General features: G+C 37.1%; 17 protein-coding genes. 10 read left to right on the forward strand and 7 right to left on the reverse strand.

Annotated features, from left to right (window positions below):
* The first annotated feature begins 11 nt into the window (after positions 1 to 11).
* The 4 genes from GGR42_RS09970 to GGR42_RS09985 all read left to right on the forward strand — a co-directional run bounded on the left by GGR42_RS09970 (position 12) and on the right by GGR42_RS09985 (position 4,043).
* Complete coding sequence (locus GGR42_RS09970) at positions 12 to 1,028, forward strand: sugar phosphate nucleotidyltransferase (protein WP_167963401.1); 1,017 nt, start codon at positions 12 to 14, stop codon at positions 1,026 to 1,028.
* 64 nt (positions 1,029 to 1,092) lie between these two features.
* Positions 1,093 to 2,025 carry a tetratricopeptide repeat protein gene (locus GGR42_RS09975; protein ID WP_167963403.1) on the forward strand — a complete coding sequence of 311 codons (933 nt, stop codon included), beginning with the start codon at positions 1,093 to 1,095 and terminating at the stop codon, positions 2,023 to 2,025.
* A 4-nt stretch (positions 2,026 to 2,029) separates the two neighbouring features.
* Positions 2,030 to 2,815 (forward strand): DUF4292 domain-containing protein, encoded by a 786-nt coding sequence (locus GGR42_RS09980; protein WP_167963405.1) that lies wholly within the window; start codon positions 2,030 to 2,032, stop codon positions 2,813 to 2,815.
* A gap of 67 nt (positions 2,816 to 2,882) precedes the next feature.
* The gene (locus GGR42_RS09985) at positions 2,883 to 4,043 is read left to right on the forward strand and encodes a murein hydrolase activator EnvC family protein (protein WP_394352760.1); all 1,161 of its coding nucleotides are present in this window, start codon (positions 2,883 to 2,885) and stop codon (positions 4,041 to 4,043) included.
* Positions 4,044 to 4,045: 2 nt separating this feature from the next.
* On the opposite strand, the gene GGR42_RS09990 is transcribed toward GGR42_RS09985, so the two are convergent.
* Complete coding sequence (locus GGR42_RS09990) at positions 4,046 to 4,555, reverse strand: acyl-CoA thioesterase (protein ID WP_167963410.1); 510 nt, start codon at positions 4,553 to 4,555, stop codon at positions 4,046 to 4,048.
* 49 nt (positions 4,556 to 4,604) lie between these two features.
* A complete protein-coding gene (locus tag GGR42_RS09995; protein ID WP_167963412.1) occupies positions 4,605 to 5,588 on the reverse strand; it encodes an HU domain-containing protein in 984 nt (327 codons plus the stop codon).
* Between the two features lie 111 nt (positions 5,589 to 5,699).
* On the opposite strand from GGR42_RS09995, the gene dprA reads away from it, so the two are divergent.
* Positions 5,700 to 6,803 (forward strand): DNA-processing protein DprA, encoded by a 1,104-nt coding sequence (dprA, locus tag GGR42_RS10000; protein ID WP_167963414.1) that lies wholly within the window; start codon positions 5,700 to 5,702, stop codon positions 6,801 to 6,803.
* Positions 6,804 to 6,830: 27 nt separating this feature from the next.
* Here dprA and trpS read toward each other — a convergent pair whose 3' ends face one another.
* Positions 6,831 to 7,799, reverse strand: coding sequence for a tryptophan--tRNA ligase (gene trpS / locus GGR42_RS10005; protein WP_167963416.1), 969 nt, complete (start codon positions 7,797 to 7,799; stop codon positions 6,831 to 6,833).
* A gap of 75 nt (positions 7,800 to 7,874) precedes the next feature.
* On the opposite strand from trpS, the gene GGR42_RS10010 reads away from it, so the two are divergent.
* Complete coding sequence (locus tag GGR42_RS10010; protein WP_167963418.1) at positions 7,875 to 8,621, forward strand: lysophospholipid acyltransferase family protein; 747 nt, start codon at positions 7,875 to 7,877, stop codon at positions 8,619 to 8,621.
* Between the two features lie 70 nt (positions 8,622 to 8,691).
* Here the strand turns inward: GGR42_RS10010 and GGR42_RS10015 are convergent, their stop codons facing one another.
* The 4 genes from GGR42_RS10015 to recA all read right to left on the reverse strand — a co-directional run bounded on the left by GGR42_RS10015 (position 8,692) and on the right by recA (position 12,213).
* Positions 8,692 to 10,125 (reverse strand): outer membrane beta-barrel protein, encoded by a 1,434-nt coding sequence (locus GGR42_RS10015; RefSeq protein WP_167963421.1) that lies wholly within the window; start codon positions 10,123 to 10,125, stop codon positions 8,692 to 8,694.
* Between the two features lie 12 nt (positions 10,126 to 10,137).
* Positions 10,138 to 10,668: an RNA polymerase sigma factor gene (locus GGR42_RS10020; RefSeq protein WP_167963424.1), complete on the reverse strand. Its 531-nt coding sequence runs from the start codon at positions 10,666 to 10,668 to the stop codon at positions 10,138 to 10,140.
* Between the two features lie 30 nt (positions 10,669 to 10,698).
* A complete protein-coding gene (locus tag GGR42_RS10025; RefSeq protein ID WP_245201427.1) occupies positions 10,699 to 11,118 on the reverse strand; it encodes a hypothetical protein in 420 nt (139 codons plus the stop codon).
* Positions 11,119 to 11,205: 87 nt separating this feature from the next.
* On the reverse strand, positions 11,206 to 12,213 hold the full coding sequence (gene recA / locus GGR42_RS10030) for a recombinase RecA (protein WP_167963426.1): 1,008 nt from the start codon (positions 12,211 to 12,213) through the stop codon (positions 11,206 to 11,208).
* Positions 12,214 to 12,507: 294 nt separating this feature from the next.
* On the opposite strand from recA, the gene trhO reads away from it, so the two are divergent.
* The 4 genes from trhO (at position 12,508) to GGR42_RS10050 (ending at position 17,696) form a co-directional block, all read left to right on the forward strand.
* Complete coding sequence (gene trhO, locus GGR42_RS10035) at positions 12,508 to 13,539, forward strand: oxygen-dependent tRNA uridine(34) hydroxylase TrhO (RefSeq protein WP_167963428.1); 1,032 nt, start codon at positions 12,508 to 12,510, stop codon at positions 13,537 to 13,539.
* A gap of 164 nt (positions 13,540 to 13,703) precedes the next feature.
* Entirely contained in the window at positions 13,704 to 14,867 is a 1,164-nt protein-coding gene (locus GGR42_RS10040; RefSeq protein WP_167963430.1) for a PSP1 domain-containing protein, read from the forward strand.
* The gene (locus GGR42_RS10045) at positions 14,860 to 15,348 is read left to right on the forward strand and encodes a gliding motility lipoprotein GldH (RefSeq protein ID WP_167963433.1); all 489 of its coding nucleotides are present in this window, start codon (positions 14,860 to 14,862) and stop codon (positions 15,346 to 15,348) included. Before GGR42_RS10040 ends, GGR42_RS10045 begins: the two co-directional genes overlap by 8 nt.
* 5 nt (positions 15,349 to 15,353) lie before the next feature.
* On the forward strand, positions 15,354 to 17,696 hold the full coding sequence (locus tag GGR42_RS10050) for a penicillin-binding protein 1A (RefSeq protein WP_167963435.1): 2,343 nt from the start codon (positions 15,354 to 15,356) through the stop codon (positions 17,694 to 17,696).

Here is a 17,696-nt window from a genome sequence, read left to right on the forward strand (position 1 = left end):
AAAAAGAATAAATGAAAATTATAGTTCCAATGGCCGGTAGAGGCTCAAGATTAAGACCACATAGTTTAACAGTTCCAAAACCTTTGATTCCTGTCGCGGGAAGGCCTATTGTTCACCGATTGGTTAGTGATATTATCAAGGTATTAGGTGAAAAGGTGGATGAAATTGCTTTTATTTTGGGAGACCCAGCCTTTTTTGGTGATGATGTGGTGGAAAGCTTAAAGGAACTGGCTCAAAACCTGGGCGCAAAACCAAGTATTTATCGGCAATTAGACCCAAAAGGCACAGGCCACGCTATTATGTGTGCGGAGCCATCACTTTTTGGACCGGCTGTAATTGCATATGCGGACACATTGATCAGGGCGGATTTTAATTTGGATAAAGAGGCGGATAGTGTTATTTGGACAAAACGAGTTGATAACCCAGAAGCTTATGGGGTGGTAAACCTGAATGACAAGGAAGAAATCACAGAACTGGTAGAAAAACCGGAGACTTTTGTGAGTGACCAAGCTGTTATTGGGATATATTATTTTAAGGACGTAGGGGTTTTAAAAAATGAACTTCAATATGTTTTGGACAACAACATCATCAACGGAGGGGAATATCAAATAAATGATGGTATAAAACGCATGATGGCCTCCGGAAAAGTGTTTAAAACTGGAACCGTGGATGAATGGATGGATTGCGGAAATAAAAGGGTTACCGTAGAAACCAATCAAAGAATGTTAGGGTTTTTGGAAAAGGATGGAGAATCGTTAATTTCAAATTCCGTACAATTGGATAATGCCAATATCATTGAGCCTTGTTTCATTGGGGAAAACGTTGTTTTAAAGAACACAACAGTTGGTCCTTATGTTTCTATTGGCAATAATACGGTAATAGAGAACTCAACCGTTAAGAATAGTATAATTCAGACCCATAGTAAAATTAATAATGCTAATTTGGACAATGCAATGATTGGCAACCATGCAGTTTTTAATGGTAAGTTTGAAACAATAAGTATTGGTGATTATTCTGTATTGGAATAGTTTTTGTAATTAGTACAGAAATGTTGTTTTCTGGCGTATGCCGTATCTTGAAATCTTTGATTGAATGAGAACGTATCTGCATTTCCTTTTATACTTTGCAATTGGGTGTTTAGCCCTTGGAAATTTATATGCGCAAGAGGGAGAGATAGATGTGGAGGAAAGTGCTGAAGTTTTTTTGGAAGAATATTCGGATGAGTTTCAAGAAACTTTTTTTGAAGCTTTAAAACAAAAGGGAATTGAAAACTATGACCGGGCCATTAACCTCCTTTTAAAATGTAAAAATCTTGACCCTAATAATAAAGTGGTGGATGCGGAACTGGCAAAGGCCTATTATATGTCAAAAGAATACATTTCTGCCCAAGAATATGCCATCAACGCAGTAAATGCAGCTCCAGAAAATATTTGGTACTTAAGTACGTTGGTGGATGTAGTTCAAAGGCAGGGAACAACCATGGAAAGTGTCCATTCTCAAATTCCCTATGGTAATATCAAATTAAAAGAGAATCTGGCCTTAATCTATTACAGGCAGAGAAAATATACAACTGCCTTGAATATACTAAAAGGTATAAAAAAATCGAGTTTTGCAGAAAATTTAACTTCCAAAATTAATGATTCAATTGCTCAAACCGCAAAAATTGCCGATCAAGAGGTTGACAGGGCTAAATTGGATGAAGAAAACGACCCTGTTGATGAACTAAAAGAGCAAATGAATGGTTTAATTGCCGAAAAGGATTTCAAGGGCTTGGAGGTGGTGAGTTTGGAGGCTATGGAGAGTTTCCCCTCCCAACCCTATTTTTATTATGTAAATGGAGTGGCATTGAATAAAAATGGCAGTACAAAGGAGGCAATAGAGGTTTTGAAACTTGCTTTGGATTACACTTTTGATGATGTGGATCTGACCAATAAAATATATTCGGAGCTTGCCAATGCATATAATGCCCTAGGGAACAGTTCCAAGGCAAATATTTATCTTAGTAAAATTAAATCGGGTTTGTAGGACTATGGAGAATTATCTAAAATTTTTACAAAAAGGGGCGCTAGCTATACTTACTTTTTTATTTGTTTTTTCGTGTAAATCCAATAAAGTAGTAATAGATGGAGCTGTTGATGAGAGTATGGTGGCAAAGAATATCATCAAGAACCACTATAGCAATCAACTTAATTATAGGACACTTTCGGGTAGAATGAAAATTGATTATTCTGATGGGGTATCTTCACAAGGAGTGAGTGTTAGTTTACGAATGGAAAGGGATAAGGCCATATGGATAAGTGCACCGCTTGGAATGGTAAAAGCCTACATTACACCAGATAGAGTATCGTTTTATAATAAATTGCAAAACGAATATTTTGATGGAAACTTTAATTATCTAAGTAATCTATTGGGAACTGAACTGGATTTTAAGAAAGTAGAAAACCTTTTGCTGGGTCAGGCTATTTTTGATTTAAGACAAGAGAAGTATAATGCCACTGTTAACAATAGTAATTATGAGCTTAAGCCAAAAAAAGTTCATGAACTATTTAAGGCACTGTTCCAAATAGAGCCCAAAAATTTTAAAATGGCCACGCAGCAAATTTCCCAACCGTGGGAGAAAAGATTGCTGGAAATACAGTATAAAAACTATCAAGAAATAGACAAAAGGGTTTTGCCCAATGAAATTGGTATTGTTGCAATACAGGATGAGGAAAAAACAATGATTGATATAGAATACAGAAATATTGAATTCAACAAACCCATGAATTTTCCTTATAAAATACCAAAAGGTTTTAAGGAAGTGGTTTTAAAGTAATATGAGAAATAAAAGGTTTAATTTTATTTATATTGTTTTAATTACATTATTTGTTTGTGCTCCTTTAATGGCCCAAACCAATGAGCAAAAAGCACTTGAAGCAAAAAGGGCACAGCTTCAAAATGAAATAAAAGAAATAAACCGCCTTCTTTTTGCCGAAAAAAAAGAAAAGGGCAATGTGTTGGATCAAATGGATGCTTTGGACCAAAAAATAAATGTGAGCCAACAACTTATCAGGGTTACCAATCAGCAATCCAATTTATTGAACCGACAAATAAATACCAACATACGTAGCATATCTAAATTAAGGGAAGATTTAAAAACCTTAAAAGAGGAATATGCCAATATGATTCAAAAATCATATCAAAATAAGTCCCAACAAAGTAGATTAATGTTCTTGCTGTCTTCTGAGAATTTTTTCCAGGCGTTTAAGCGCTTTCAATATATGAAACAGTATACGGAATATAGAAAAGAACAAGGAGAGCAAATTGTGACAAAGACGGATGAGCTTGCCAATTTGAACAAGGGACTTACGGAGCAAAGAAAACAAAAGGATGTATTGGTGGCGGAAAATATAAAAATAAAGAATCAACTTTCTGTTGAAATGAACAACCAGAAAGAGTTGTTAAGATCTATTAGGAGTAATGAAAGCAAATATGCTTCGGCAATTCAGAAGAAAACAACTGAAGCCCGTAAAATAGACCAACAAATTGAGCGATTGATTCGTAGTGCCATTGTAGCGTCCAACAGGGAATCTGGAAATACTTCTAACAGTAGTACTTTTGCCCTTACTCCTGAGGCGACCCTTATTGCCAACAATTTTACCGCCAATAAGGGCAAACTTATTTGGCCAGTAGAAAAGGGAATTAAAAGCAAGGGTTTTGGCGTATATAGTGATGCTGTTTACCCCGGAATAAAGCATCAGAACAACGGAGTTATTATAGCCACGGACAAGGGCACTAGGGCACGTGCCGTTTTTGAAGGCGAGGTCATTGCCGTTTTGGCTGTCCCAGGGGGCAGTAAAGGAGTGCAAATAAAACACGGAAATTTTATAAGTACATATTATAATTTATCCAATTTGTATGTGAAAAAGGGGGATAAAGTAGTGGTAAAGCAGGAATTAGGGGAAATAAATACCAATCGGTCTAATGGACAGACCCAATTAAAGTTCTATTTGTATAAAAATACAACAAAACTAAATCCAGAAGACTGGATCTATCAGTTATAACCTTACCCAACAAACAGAGCCTTAAGCTCTGTCGCGTCATCAGGCTTCATTTTTCCTGCCAAGACTAGACTTAGTTGTTTTCTTCGCAAAGCCCCCGCAAATCGCTCCTTTTCGAGCTCAGTTTCAGGATGTATGGCAGGTACTTTTGTCGGTTTCCCTGCATCATCAACAGCAACAAAGGTATATATGGCTTCATTTGCCTTAAGACGGCTCCCATCCACATTCTCCATCCATACATCTATATAGACTTCCATCGATGTTGTAAAAGCTCTTGATACCTTGGCTTCCACGGTAACAACGCTTCCCAGGGGAACAGCAATATTAAAGGCAACATGGTTAACGGAGGCGGTTACGGTGATACATTTGCTATGGCGACCGGCCGCAATACTTGCCGCTCTGTCCATTCTTGCCAATAATTCTCCCCCGAACAGATTGTTCAAGGAATTGGTCTCACTTGGGAGCACCATGTCGGTCATTGTGGTTATGGATTCGCTGGGCGTTTTGGACTGCATATCTTTTTTTGGCAAAGATAGGCACTTACTTAAAATAATAAAGCGAATATTATTTTACGGATAGCATCCATGCTTCGCTGGACTCCGTTCTCTTAATTTTTCTCAGAAACTGCAAGGCTTCCTTGGCATCTGTAAAACTATCGTAACTTATTTGGTGCAATCCATAGGCATTGGTGCCAATATAGGTAGCGTTATAACCTCTGTCCCTCAGTTCCTGTACTTTTTTCTCGGCGTTTGTTTCAATTCTGAAGGCACCGGCCACGATGTGATGTATTTTCTGGCCTTTTGATGGAGTGGGGGCAACTTTGTCCGTGCCCTTAGTTTTTGCATTAATGGTCAAAGGGGGTAATTCCAAGGGTTTGGAATTAAAGAATGTTGCTTCTTGAATGCTTCTAAAAACCTCTTCGTTAGCTTCTTGCCTTACTACTTCTTGATTTCCTATATTATTCTTATAAAACTGAAAACCAGTAAAACCAGTGGATAGCGCCAATAGAACAACCGCTGCATATTTTAAATAGGGTCTAAAAGAATGGTTTTCAGTCACCTCTTGTCTACTTTCCGGAGTAATGATAAATGGAATTTTTTCTTCTAATTCAACAACTTCCTCTTTTAAGACCTCTCTTGTAATTGGAGCAGATACAAAAGAATTTAACCCATAGGAAGAAGTTAGATAATTGACCAACTGCGTAGGTTGAAACTGGATTTTCCCCTCATCATTTAGCCACATATCTCCTATATTGGGTAGCATAAGTCTTTCCCCGTTCTTTAGTTGTTTTTTCCATTCCCCTACAGAATTTTCTACATGGATGAGCATTTCTTCATAAGAAGTTTTCTCTACATCGGCCATATAAGAAACCAAAAGTCCGTCATTGGATGATACCTGTTCGTTAAACGAAAGGACTTTGCTAGGGGGGTAAAATGAATTTGTATGCTCTAGGATATAGGCAGATTTAATTTGAGTAAGGAACGCACCAAGTTTTGGTACTGCTACACAATTATATCGATACAATAAATCAGCTATATATTTTTCCATAGGTTCTAGAACAAATATTGAAAAAAAACTGAACGAATAAAATAAGCGGCATAACTTTTTATTAACATTCTAATTTGTGTATTTTGCCACCCTTACAATATTGTTTTTTAAATGACTAAAGATGAATTAATTGCGGCCTTAAGGCTTCAGAACATACCCAATATTGGGGATGTTACCGCTAAAAAGCTGATTTCACATTGTGGCAGTCCAATAGCAGTTTTTGATGACAAACCGCAAAACTTATTAAAAATTAATGGTATAGGGACTAATACCCTAAAGGGTCTTTTTGATGCGGAACATATGGAGGCTGCCGAGAATGAATATCAATATATTCAGGATAATGAAGTGTCATACAATTACTTTATGGATGCTGATTATCCTGATTATCTAAAGCATTGTATTGATGGGCCTATTTTGGTTTTTAGTAAGGGAAATATAGATTTAGCCAACCGAAAAATCATAAGTGTGGTTGGTACTAGGAACATTACAAGTTATGGCACTGCTTTTTGTGAAAGATTAATAGAGGATTTGGCACCTCTGAACCCCATTATTGTCAGTGGTTTTGCCTATGGAGTGGATATATGCATACAGCGGGCGGCTATTAAGTATAATCTACAAACTATAGGTTGTTTGGCACATGGACTAAACCAAATATACCCAAAGGTACATTCCAAGTATGTACCACAGGTGCATAAAAATGGAGGTTTTATGACGGAATTTTGGAGCAATACCAACCCAGAACGGGAAAATTTTTTAAAACGAAATAGAATTATTGCCGGCATGACAGAGGCCACTATAGTCGTAGAATCGGCCGAAAAAGGAGGAAGCTTGGTAACAGCTGATATTGCGAATAGTTATGATAGGGAAGTTTTTGCTGTTCCGGGACGGGCAGGAGATAAGTATAGTACGGGTTGTAATAATCTTATAAAGCAACAAAAGGCACATGTATTGACATCCGCAGCTGACTTAATCTATTTGTTGAACTGGGATGTGGAAAACATGGAAAACACAACGATTCAAAAGCAATTGTTTGTGGAATTGAATGAAGAAGAAGGAATCATATACGATTTATTGCAAAAAAAAGGAAAGCAAATGTTAGATGCAATTGCATTGGAATGCAAGATTCCTGTTTATAAAGCATCCTCTACACTTTTAAACATGGAAATGAAAGGGGTGATACGCCCTTTACCTGGAAAATTGTTTGAAGCTATTTAGTTTTTCACCTTATAATGTCTAATGTTATTAGTATCCCACCTTACTTCTAACCCTTTCCAGCACTTCATTGGCTACTTTTTTGGCCTTTTCTGCGCCAAGAGCCAAAGCTTCATCCACTTCGTTTAAGTTGTTCATATAATAATCAAACTTATCGCGAGCATCGCCAAACTTGGTGGAAATGACTTCGTACAATGCTTGTTTGGCATGTCCATATCCATAATTTCCTGCCAAGTAGTTGGCACTCATTTCTTCTATTTCCTCTTGTGAAGCTAAAATTTTATACAAGGCAAAGACATTGTCATGGGTTGGGTCTTTTGGGTCTTCCATGGGTGTACTATCGGTTTGGATGCCCATAATCTGTTTTCGTAGTTTTTTATCGGTTTGGAAAATATCTATAATATTTCCTTGGCTTTTACTCATTTTACCACCATCAGTACCTGGAATGTACATGGTTTCTTCTTGCACCTTGGCTTCCGGCAACACAAAAGTCTCCCCAAGTTGTGCATGAAAACGGGAAGCTACGTCCCTTGTCATTTCCAAATGCTGTAACTGGTCTTTTCCCACAGGCACAATATTGGCATCATACAACAAAATATCGGCCGCCATAAGCATGGGGTAGGTAAATAAACCGGCATTTACGTCCTCCAACCTATCCGCTTTATCTTTAAAAGAATGAGCAAGTGTTAATCTTTGATATGGAAAAAAACAACTTAAATACCAGGAAAGTTCCGTTACCTGGGGCACATCACTTTGTCTATAAAAAACAGATTTTTCAATATCAAGTCCAAAAGCCAACCATGTTGCAGCTGTGGCGTAGGTGTTGTTGCGCAAAGTTGTACCATCCTTTATCTGTGTAAGCGAGTGCATATCGGCGATAAAAAGAAAGGCTTCGTTATCTGGGTTTTCCGCCATTTGTATAGCTGGTAATATTGCTCCCAATATATTTCCTAGGTGTGGGGTTCCTGTACTTTGTACTCCTGTTAAGATTCTTGCCATTTATAATTTAGATGAAAGTGGGACAAAGGTAAAAGAAATCGTAAAAAACCTTTTGAAATTCTTACTTTTGATGAAATGCGAACCTTTTTTAGGCATATAGGACATATTTTCTACCGCATTTGGTTCTATATTTTGGTGGCTATTCCTATTTTTTTGTTTTTTCCTTTACTTTTTGTTTTTTCCATTTCGGAAAAGACCTATCCCCAATTTTTCTGGCTTGCAAGGAACATCTGGGCCAATTTTATACTGTATGGTATGGGGTGCTTTCCTAGAATTGGATGGGAACAGAAAATGGAAGAGGGGAAAAGTTATATGTTGGTCGCCAACCATACCAGTATGTTGGATATTATGTTAATGCTTAAAATTAGTAAAACCCCTTTTGTGTTTATTGGCAAGAAGGAATTGGTGAAAATTCCAGTGTTTGGATTTTTCTATAAACGTGTCTGTATTATGGTGGATAGAGATAGTAGCAGGAGCAGGGTTGGAGTATATAGAAGAGCGCAAAAAAGATTGAATGAAGGCTCTAGTATTTGTATTTTTCCAGAAGGAGGGGTGCCAGATGAAAAACTTGTTTTGGATGAATTTAAGGATGGTGCATTTAGAATGGCAATTGCACATAAAATCCCTATTGTACCCATGACTTTTTATGATAATAAAAACCGGTTTTCATTTACTTTTTTCAGTGGAAAACCTGGTCCGTTACGTGTTAAAGTCCATCCATTTTTTGAAACAGGTATGCTGGATGAAGATGATAAATACAATCTAAAGGTAGAAGTAAGGGAAACTATTTATAATGAATTGATGGCAGATATAAAAAAATAAGCGCCCCACAAGTGTGGGGCGCTTAAAAGCATCACTGTATAGTCACAGTGATTACCTAACCAACATCTTTCTAAAACTTAAATTTTATTCCACTATACACACCTATGGAATAGGGTTGAAAACTCCCTGAAGCTTCTGAAAAGGTATTCAGATGATATTTAAACATGGGTTCCACATTAAGCTGTGTCTTTGGTGTTATTTTGTAATTGATTCCAAAACCAATATTGGTACTAAAGTTTATGGGGTTTATATTGTTGGCCTCACCCATTTCGGTGGATAGCCCATCGGATTCCAATACTATATTGTTGTCCATAAGAAACATAGAGCTAACTCCTCCAATTAAATTTACCCCCAACTTCTTATCAACTAGTGCATAGTTCAATTCTAAGGGCATTTCTAAATATCCAAATTGTTGTAACATGTTGCCGTTCAAAGCGGGAGCAGATGCAGAAGTTTCATTGTCCACAAAAGACTTAGGCTTTAAACTACTCTCTACCACAATACTTCTGGAACTTTTGGAATAGTTGATATTGTCTATGTCCGCTGTACCGTTCAACGTTGATGAAAAGGCAATATCATTGGTATTGTATCCATAATCTGCACGATGTATTCCAGAACGGATACTTAATTTTTTGCTAATATCATAAGAGACATTAATACCAAAGCTTAAGTTTACATCACCAGATTTGGAATTGGAAGCAAAATCCGAGTCAATAGGAGAACCATTGCCAATACTATTGTAATATACTGGGGCAATGCTTGGGCCAATAGACCATCTTTTAGAATTGTTTTCCACGATTGCCTCTTCGGCGTTATTTTCTTTTATCTCATCAAGAAGTGATTTTTTAGATGATTTTTCTAGAAGATCTTCTTTTTTCTCTTCCCTTTGAGCAACCGTATTTTCCTCATCTTTTATAAGAACTGTATTGACAGTGTTTCTCTTTTCATTACTGGAATCCGCAAGATTGTCCGCATTCACAACGACTTCTTTATCAACAACAGACGAAAAATTATAACTATCGGTATTTTCTTGCGAAGCCATTCCGTCAGATTCTTCCCTAGAACTATTTGCCAAGTCGGGTTGACTATTTTTTTCGGTCTGTTTTTTAGGAATATTTATCGAATTATTATCACTGGAGCCACTATTTTTATCGCTGGAATTGACGTCATCGTTAGTAACCACTGCACTCTCATTCTCCGTAATTGGCACAATCAAATCTTTATTCGAATTTGGTTTCTCTTTGTTGACTGGAATTGTTGTATTTTCAATATCAGTTGTGATGGGGTTTGTGGTATTATCGTCTTTAAAAGGGTTGATTATATAAAATAAAATGGCCAATAGCGCGGCTATGCCTCCAAGTCTCCACCATATGGGGATAACTTTTCGGTCTTTTTTCATATTGTCCAAGGAAACTTCGATAGATCTCCAGACTTTCTCATCTGGAATCTTTTCAAAGTCTTTAAACTTTTCTTGAAACAAATTGTCCAAATTCTTTTTGCTCATTTCTCTGATGCGTTAGGCAATGTTTATGCTTTCTTTTTCGATTTTTTCTTTTAATATCATCCTTGCTCTTGCAAGATTGGATTTTGATGTGCCTGTGGACGTTCCTAAGAGTTCGCTTATTTCCTTATGGGAAAATCCGTCCAGGACATAAAGGTTAAAGGTTGTTCTGTATTTGTTTGGCAGTTCCTGTATATAACCAAGAAGTGTTGCTAGACTAATATCTACATAACCACTTTCAACAGTAGTTTCTTCCTCATAATTTTCTGAAACTACATTTAAATGTTCTTCTTTTCTATATTTCTGTAAAACCGTATTTACAGTAATTCTTTTTATCCACCCTTCAAAAGAGCCTTTTTGGGAGTATTGGTCTATTTTGTTGAAAATGGTCAAGAAACTATCATGCAGGTTGTCTTCAGCCTCGGTCTTATTTCGAGAATATTTTAGGCATACACCGAACAGTATACTAGCATATTTGCGGTATAGCTGTTCTTGGGCTTTTCTATTTCCCTTCTTACAATCGTGTATGAGCCTATCTAAACTCAAAATATTGGTTAGGTATTTAGTTTTTAGCACTTAGTTTACTGGGATGTCTACCTCTATAAATTGAGGATTTCCATTTTCATCTTCCCCACTCCAAAATTTAAAATGATATGTATCTGAATATAACACTTGAAAATCAAAAGAAGTTTGCACTTCTTGGTTTACTTCGACACAAGTTGTTTGATCTGTAAAAACAGACCCAACAACCACAACCTCCCTTGTGGTCTGGTCAACTTTGATTACGTCAAAACCTTGAAAAAATGTACACTCATCAGACCTAAGATACGTAACATTAATTTGATAGGTGTCATTAACATCAAAGGATTCCGGAACCTCAACTTCAACAATCTGTAAATAGGCAAATTCAAAATTTGCGTCATCATTGTCCAAGCTGCAAGACCCTAAGGTTATGGCGGCAAATAAGGCAACCATATAGAAAAACAACCTCTTCATAACTCTTGATTTTCTTACTAAAGATGAAAATTAAAAATAAAGGTTGCGTGAGGAAACAAAAAATCCCGCAAATAGCGGGATTTTAACTTATTCTTTTATGGCATTCAGTGCTTCTTTTATCTTTCCTTCGAGTTCTTCCAAGAGTTCTGGATTATCCAAGAGAAGGTTTTTTACGGCATCCCTACCTTGACCAAGCTTGGTGTCCCCATAACTGAACCAAGAACCACTTTTCTTGATTATCTCATACTCTACACCAAGATCCAAAATCTCTCCTACTTTGGAAATTCCTTCTCCGTACATAATATCAAACTCTGCAGTCCTAAAAGGGGGTGCCACTTTGTTTTTCACCACTTTAACACGGGTTTTATTTCCTTGAACAGCACCATCGGTATCTTTTATCTGTGTAGATCTTCTAATGTCCAATCTTACGGAGGCATAGAACTTAAGGGCGTTACCACCTGTTGTGGTTTCGGGGTTTCCAAACATCACTCCAATTTTTTCACGCAATTGGTTAATGAATATTACGGTACATTTTGTTTTACTAATGGATGAGGTTAATTTTCGCAATGCCTGCGACATTAAACGAGCGTGCAAACCCATTTTGGAGTCACCCATTTCTCCTTCTATCTCACTTTTTGGGGTCAGTGCAGCTACAGAATCAATAATTACTATATCAATAGCTCCGGAACGAATTAAATTATCGGCTATTTCCAGCGCTTGTTCCCCATTATCTGGTTGGGAAATAATTAGATTGTCAATATCTACACCCAACTTCTTTGCATAAAAACGATCAAAGGCATGTTCAGCATCAATAAAAGCAGCAATACCTCCACTTTTTTGCGCTTCGGCAATAGCATGTAGGGTTAAAGTTGTCTTACCCGAAGACTCAGGCCCATAAATTTCCACAACTCTTCCACGAGGATAACCACCTACTCCCAAAGCAATATCCAATCCCAATGAACCAGAAGAAATTACTTCTACATCTTCAATAACACTGTCACCCATTTTCATGACCGCACCTTTTCCGTACGTTTTATCCAATTTGTCCAATGTAAGTTTAAGGGCTTTTAGCTTTGCTTCTTTTTCTGTGCTCATTATCTATTAAATTAGGAAGGCTAAATTACCAATTCTTTTATCATATAACAATGTCAACGCAACCTTTTTGTAAATGATGCATCTAAAGATTAAACTAACTCAGATACCATGGTTTTTTGCCATGGGCAACGATGGTCATACTCTTTCCATTTTGTTGTAATTTCTATGAAAAAGAGAACATATAGAGATGGCCTTAAAAGAGCTTTGGTACTACCAAAGCTCTTTTTAATTTGGGCTTAATTATTATCTTTGCCATTTTAGAACAATTCTTTTAACTTAAACTATTGGTATAGCATGCAACTGTACAATACACTAAGTGCAAAGGAAAGAGAAATTTTGATTGAGGAGGCTGGGAAAGACCGGCTTACCATCTCTTTCTATAAATATGCACATATTGGAAATCCACAAATTTTAAGGAACCATCTTTTTATCCAATGGAACGATTTGGAGGTTCTAGGAAGAATCTATGTGGCCAATGAAGGAATAAATGCACAACTATCTGTGCCGGCGGATAATTTTGAGGCCTTTAAAACACATTTGGACAGTATTGTTTTCTTGGAAAATGTTCGTTTGAACATTGCCAGGGAACAGGACAATAAATCATTTTTGAAACTAAAGGTGAAAGTACGGCATAAGATTGTGGCGGATGGATTGAACGATGCCACTTTTGATGTGACCAACAAAGGAATCCATGTCAACGCCGAAAAATTCAATGAACTTATTGAAGACCCAGACACTGTTCTGGTTGATATGCGAAACCACTACGAAAGTGAAATAGGCCATTTTAAGAATGCTGTGACACCAGATGTGGATACATTTCGTGACTCATTGGATATTATTGAGGCGGACTTAAAAGACCATAAAGAGGATAAAAAATTGGTCATGTATTGTACAGGGGGTATCCGTTGTGAAAAGGCCAGTGCCTATTATAGACACAAAGGTTTTAAACAAGTCTATCAATTGGAGGGGGGGATTATTGAATATGCCAGACAGGTAGAAAACCAGAAACTCGAGAATAAATTTTTTGGAAAAAACTTTGTTTTCGACCATAGAAGGGGAGAGCGCATTTCTTCTGATATTATATCCAATTGCCATCAATGTGGAGAAGCATGCGATACACATGTAAATTGTGCCAATGAAGCATGCCACTTGTTGTTTATCCAGTGCGAATCCTGCGCTGAAAAAATGAACACCTGTTGTTCAAATGAATGTAAAGAGATACATGCTTTGCCTTTCGAGGAGCAAAAGAAGTTGAGAAAAGGGAAGGGTGCCAGCAATAAAATTTTTAAAAAAGGACGTTCAGAGGCTTTGAAATATAAAAAATAGAGGCGCTCTCTTTCAATAGATTATGAGGTGTTCCATTTAACATCCATTTATAAGCCCAGATTTCTTATCTGTAACAATTTGTGCTATCTTTACCTTTAAGTAAATTTTTATGAACCTTATTTTAGCGATATAACATTTCTTTTCGCTAAATCAATATATAAAATATGGGTTGTAGCAGTTGTTCAACTGGTAAAGACGGCCAACCTAAGGGGTGCAAAAACAATGGCACTTGCGGTACGGACGGCTGTAATAAATTAACGGTTTTTGATTGGCTTTCTAATATGTCCCCTCCCAATGGGCAAGAACAGTTTAATTGTGTTGAGGTCCGTTTTAAAAATAGTAGAAAAGAATTTTTTAGAAATTCAGAAAAACTATCCCTTTCTATTGGAGATGTAGTTGCCACTCAGGCAAAATCGGGTCATGATGTGGGCATGGTTACCTTGACAGGGGAGCTGGTCCGGGTACAGATGACCAAGAAAAAAATTGACTATAAAGACCCCGAACTTCCTAAACTATATAGAAAGGCATCACAAAAAGATATTGACATATGGCAAAAATGTCGCAATAAGGAAGAAGAGATAAAGAAACGTGCTCGAGAAATTGCCATTGTCCTTAAGCTTCAAATGAAAATTTCCGATGTGGAATTTCAAGGTGATGGATCCAAAGCTACTTTCTATTATACAGCTGAGGATAGAGTGGATTTTAGACAGTTGATAAAAGACATGGCCAAAGCCTTTAGTATTCGTATTGAAATGCGCCAAATTGGATATAGACAAGAAGCTCAGCGTCTTGGAGGAATAGGTTCTTGTGGGCGGGAGTTGTGCTGTTCTACTTGGTTAACAGACTTTAGGTCTGTGAGCACGGCTGCGGCACGGTACCAACAACTTTCGTTAAATCCACAGAAACTGGCAGGACAGTGTGGCAAGTTAAAATGTTGTCTAAATTATGAATTGGATATGTATTTGGATGCATTAAAAGATTTTCCGTCCAATGATAGTAAGCTACAAACTGAAAAAGGCCTTGCTTTTTGCCAGAAGTCAGATATTTTCAAAGAGACCCTATGGTTTTCATATAGAAATGACCCAGCTACATGGCATACCTTAAAAAAAGAGCAGGTCTTGGAAATTTTGGAAAAAAATAAAAAAGGGGAAAAAGTGGAAAGCTTGGAAGATTACTCCGAAGACAATGTAGTTGAAGAGAAAAAAGTCTTTGAAAACGTTGTTGGGCAAGATAGCCTTACCCGTTTTGATCAACCCAAGCGCAGGAGAAATAAAAACAAGAACAAGAATAGAAGAAATAAGAAAAAGAAACCTGTAAAAAATGAATAACAGATTATTTTTTGTGTTGCTTTTGGTGGTTTTTGTTAGTAGTTGTAACGATGGGAAAACCTTGTTTTCTGAATACAACGGCACAGAGAATGGAAGTTGGTCAAAAGACGGAATTGTAGAGTTCAATTATTCCAATATGGACACCATCAATCCTCATAATTTGTTCATCAACATACGAAATGACAATACATTTGCATATAGCAATCTTTTTTTGATTGCCGAATTAAACTACCCAAATGGAGAAACAGTTAAGGATACTTTGGAATATGAAATGGCATTTCCGGACGGACAATGGATGGGAAAAGGATATGGAAGTATAAGAGAAAACAAATTATGGTACAAGGAAAACATCGTTTTTCCCGTTAGCGGCGTATATAATGTACAACTATCACATGCTATGAGAAAAAACGGAAATGTGGAAGGTGTAATAAATTTAGAAGGGATTACCGATGTAGGGTTCCAAATAGAAAAAAGCAATTAAAGGTTATGGCAAAGGCTGTAAAGAAAAAAGAGAACCAAGGGTTCTTTAAATATATTAAGTGGTTTTGGATTTTGTTTGCAACGGGTATTTTTTCCTTTGCACTTTTGTTTTTATTGGCCTCATGGGGTGTTTTTGGTGGGATGCCTGCCTATGAACATTTAGAAAATCCCAAAACAAATTTGGCTTCGCAAATAATTTCTTCGGACGATGAATTGTTGGGAAAGTTTTATTTGGATGATAACAGAACCCCAATTTCTTATGAAGAATTACCACAAAATCTGGTTGATGCCCTAGTTGCCACAGAAGATGCCAGATATTTTAAACATGCTGGTATTGACGCCCGTGGAACATTAAGAGCATTTGCTTATTTGGGTAAAAAGGGGGGGGCAAGTACCATTACGCAACAGCTTTCCAGACAGTTATTTATTGGTGCTCGTGAAAAGAAGAAGACGCAAGCAATTCTTCAAAAAGCGAAAGAGTGGGTTTTAGCGACCCGCTTGGAAAAGCAGTATACCAAAGAAGAGATCATTGCCATGTACCTAAACATTTATGATTTTCTTAATAATGCTGATGGTATCCGTTCTGCAGCAAGAATATATTTTGGTAAAGAACCTATTGATTTAAAAACAGAAGAATCTGCCGTTTTGGTGGGCATGTTAAAAAATTCATCATACTACAATCCATTAAGAAGGGAAGAATTGGTTCTAAATCGTAGAAATACTGTTTTAGGACAAATGGCCAAGTATGACTATATCACTGAGCAAGAAAAGGATTCATTACAGGCCTTGGACATGGACATTAATTTTAATCCAGAAAACCATAGGGAAGGTCTGGCCACGTACTTTAGAATGAATCTTCAAAAATTCATGAACAAATGGATTAATGACAACCCTAAGCCGGCTTTAGAAGATGATCGAGACAGATATAATCTTTATTTGGATGGGTTAAAGATATACACCACAATAGATTCCAGGATGCAGGCAAATGCAGAGGAAGCAGTAAAAGAGCACATGAAAAAGCTACAGGCAGAGTTCTTTCACCAAAACACTCCGGATAGAAATAGAACTGCACCTTTTTTAGATTTGGAACAGTTTGAGATAGATGCTATTATGGAAAGGGCAATGAAAAACTCCCATAGATGGCGAGAAATGAAAAAACAGGGAAAATCTGAAAATGAGATTCGTGCTTCTTTTAAAAAAGAAACAGAAATGACCGTTTTTGATTGGAACAGCGATACCCAAGAAAAGGATACGGTAATGACTCCGTTAGATTCAATTAGATATTACAAAACCTTTTTAAGAACGGCCATGATGTCCATTGAACCACAAACAGGCCATGTAAAGGCATGGGTTGGTGGATTAAACTACAAACATTTTCAATACGACAATGTAATTCAAGGGGGTCGCCAGGCAGGTTCAATATTTAAACCTTTTGTCTATGCCGCGGCAATTGATCAATTAAGATTGTCACCATGTGATTCCTATCCAGATACGCAGTACTGTATTGAAGCGGAAAAACATGGAAATCCTGAACCTTGGTGCCCTAAAAATTCGGATGGCACATATTCTGGAAATATGTTTACATTAAAACATGCCTTGGCAAACTCTGTGAATACGGTCACAGCACGTTTGATAGACATGGTAGGGCCTAAATCAGTTGTTTCGATTGTCAAAAACATGGGAATTAAAAGTGAAGTTTTGGAAGTGCCTTCCATTGCTTTGGGTACACCAGATGTGAACGTATATGATATTGTAGGAGCGTATGGAGCTTTTGTTAATCAAGGGGTGTATGTAAAACCAGTAATGGTTACCCGGATTGAGGATAAAAATGGCCAGGTATTGTATGAGTATGTGCCAGAAACTAAAGATGTATTGAGCAAGGATGTGGCTTATGCCATGATTAATTTAATGGAGGGTGTTACACAGGGAGGCTCAGGGACCAGACTTAGGCACTCGTACAATAAAAACAATACCGTTTATAAAGAAATTATAACAGGCTATCCCTACAATCTAACAAACCCTATTGCAGGAAAGACAGGCACCACACAAAACCAGAGCTATGGTTGGTTTATGGGGATGGTTCCAAATTTAGTAACAGGAGTTTGGGTCGGTGGAGAAGACCGAGCAACCCATTTTTCATCTTTGGCATACGGTCAGGGGGCATCTATGGCATTGCCCATATGGGGACTTTATATGAAGAAAAATTATGCCAATGAGGAAATAGGTGTTTCCGCTGAAGAATTTCCAAAACCAGAAGATTTATCCATTGAGGTAGATTGCGTGAAGTATAAAGAGGAAATGCAACAGGATATTGATACTGAAGATGATTTGGACGATTTAGATTTTTAA

Origin of the sequence: Saonia flava (genome assembly GCF_011927795.1) — a bacterium.
GTDB classification, from domain to species: domain Bacteria; phylum Bacteroidota; class Bacteroidia; order Flavobacteriales; family Flavobacteriaceae; genus Saonia; species Saonia flava.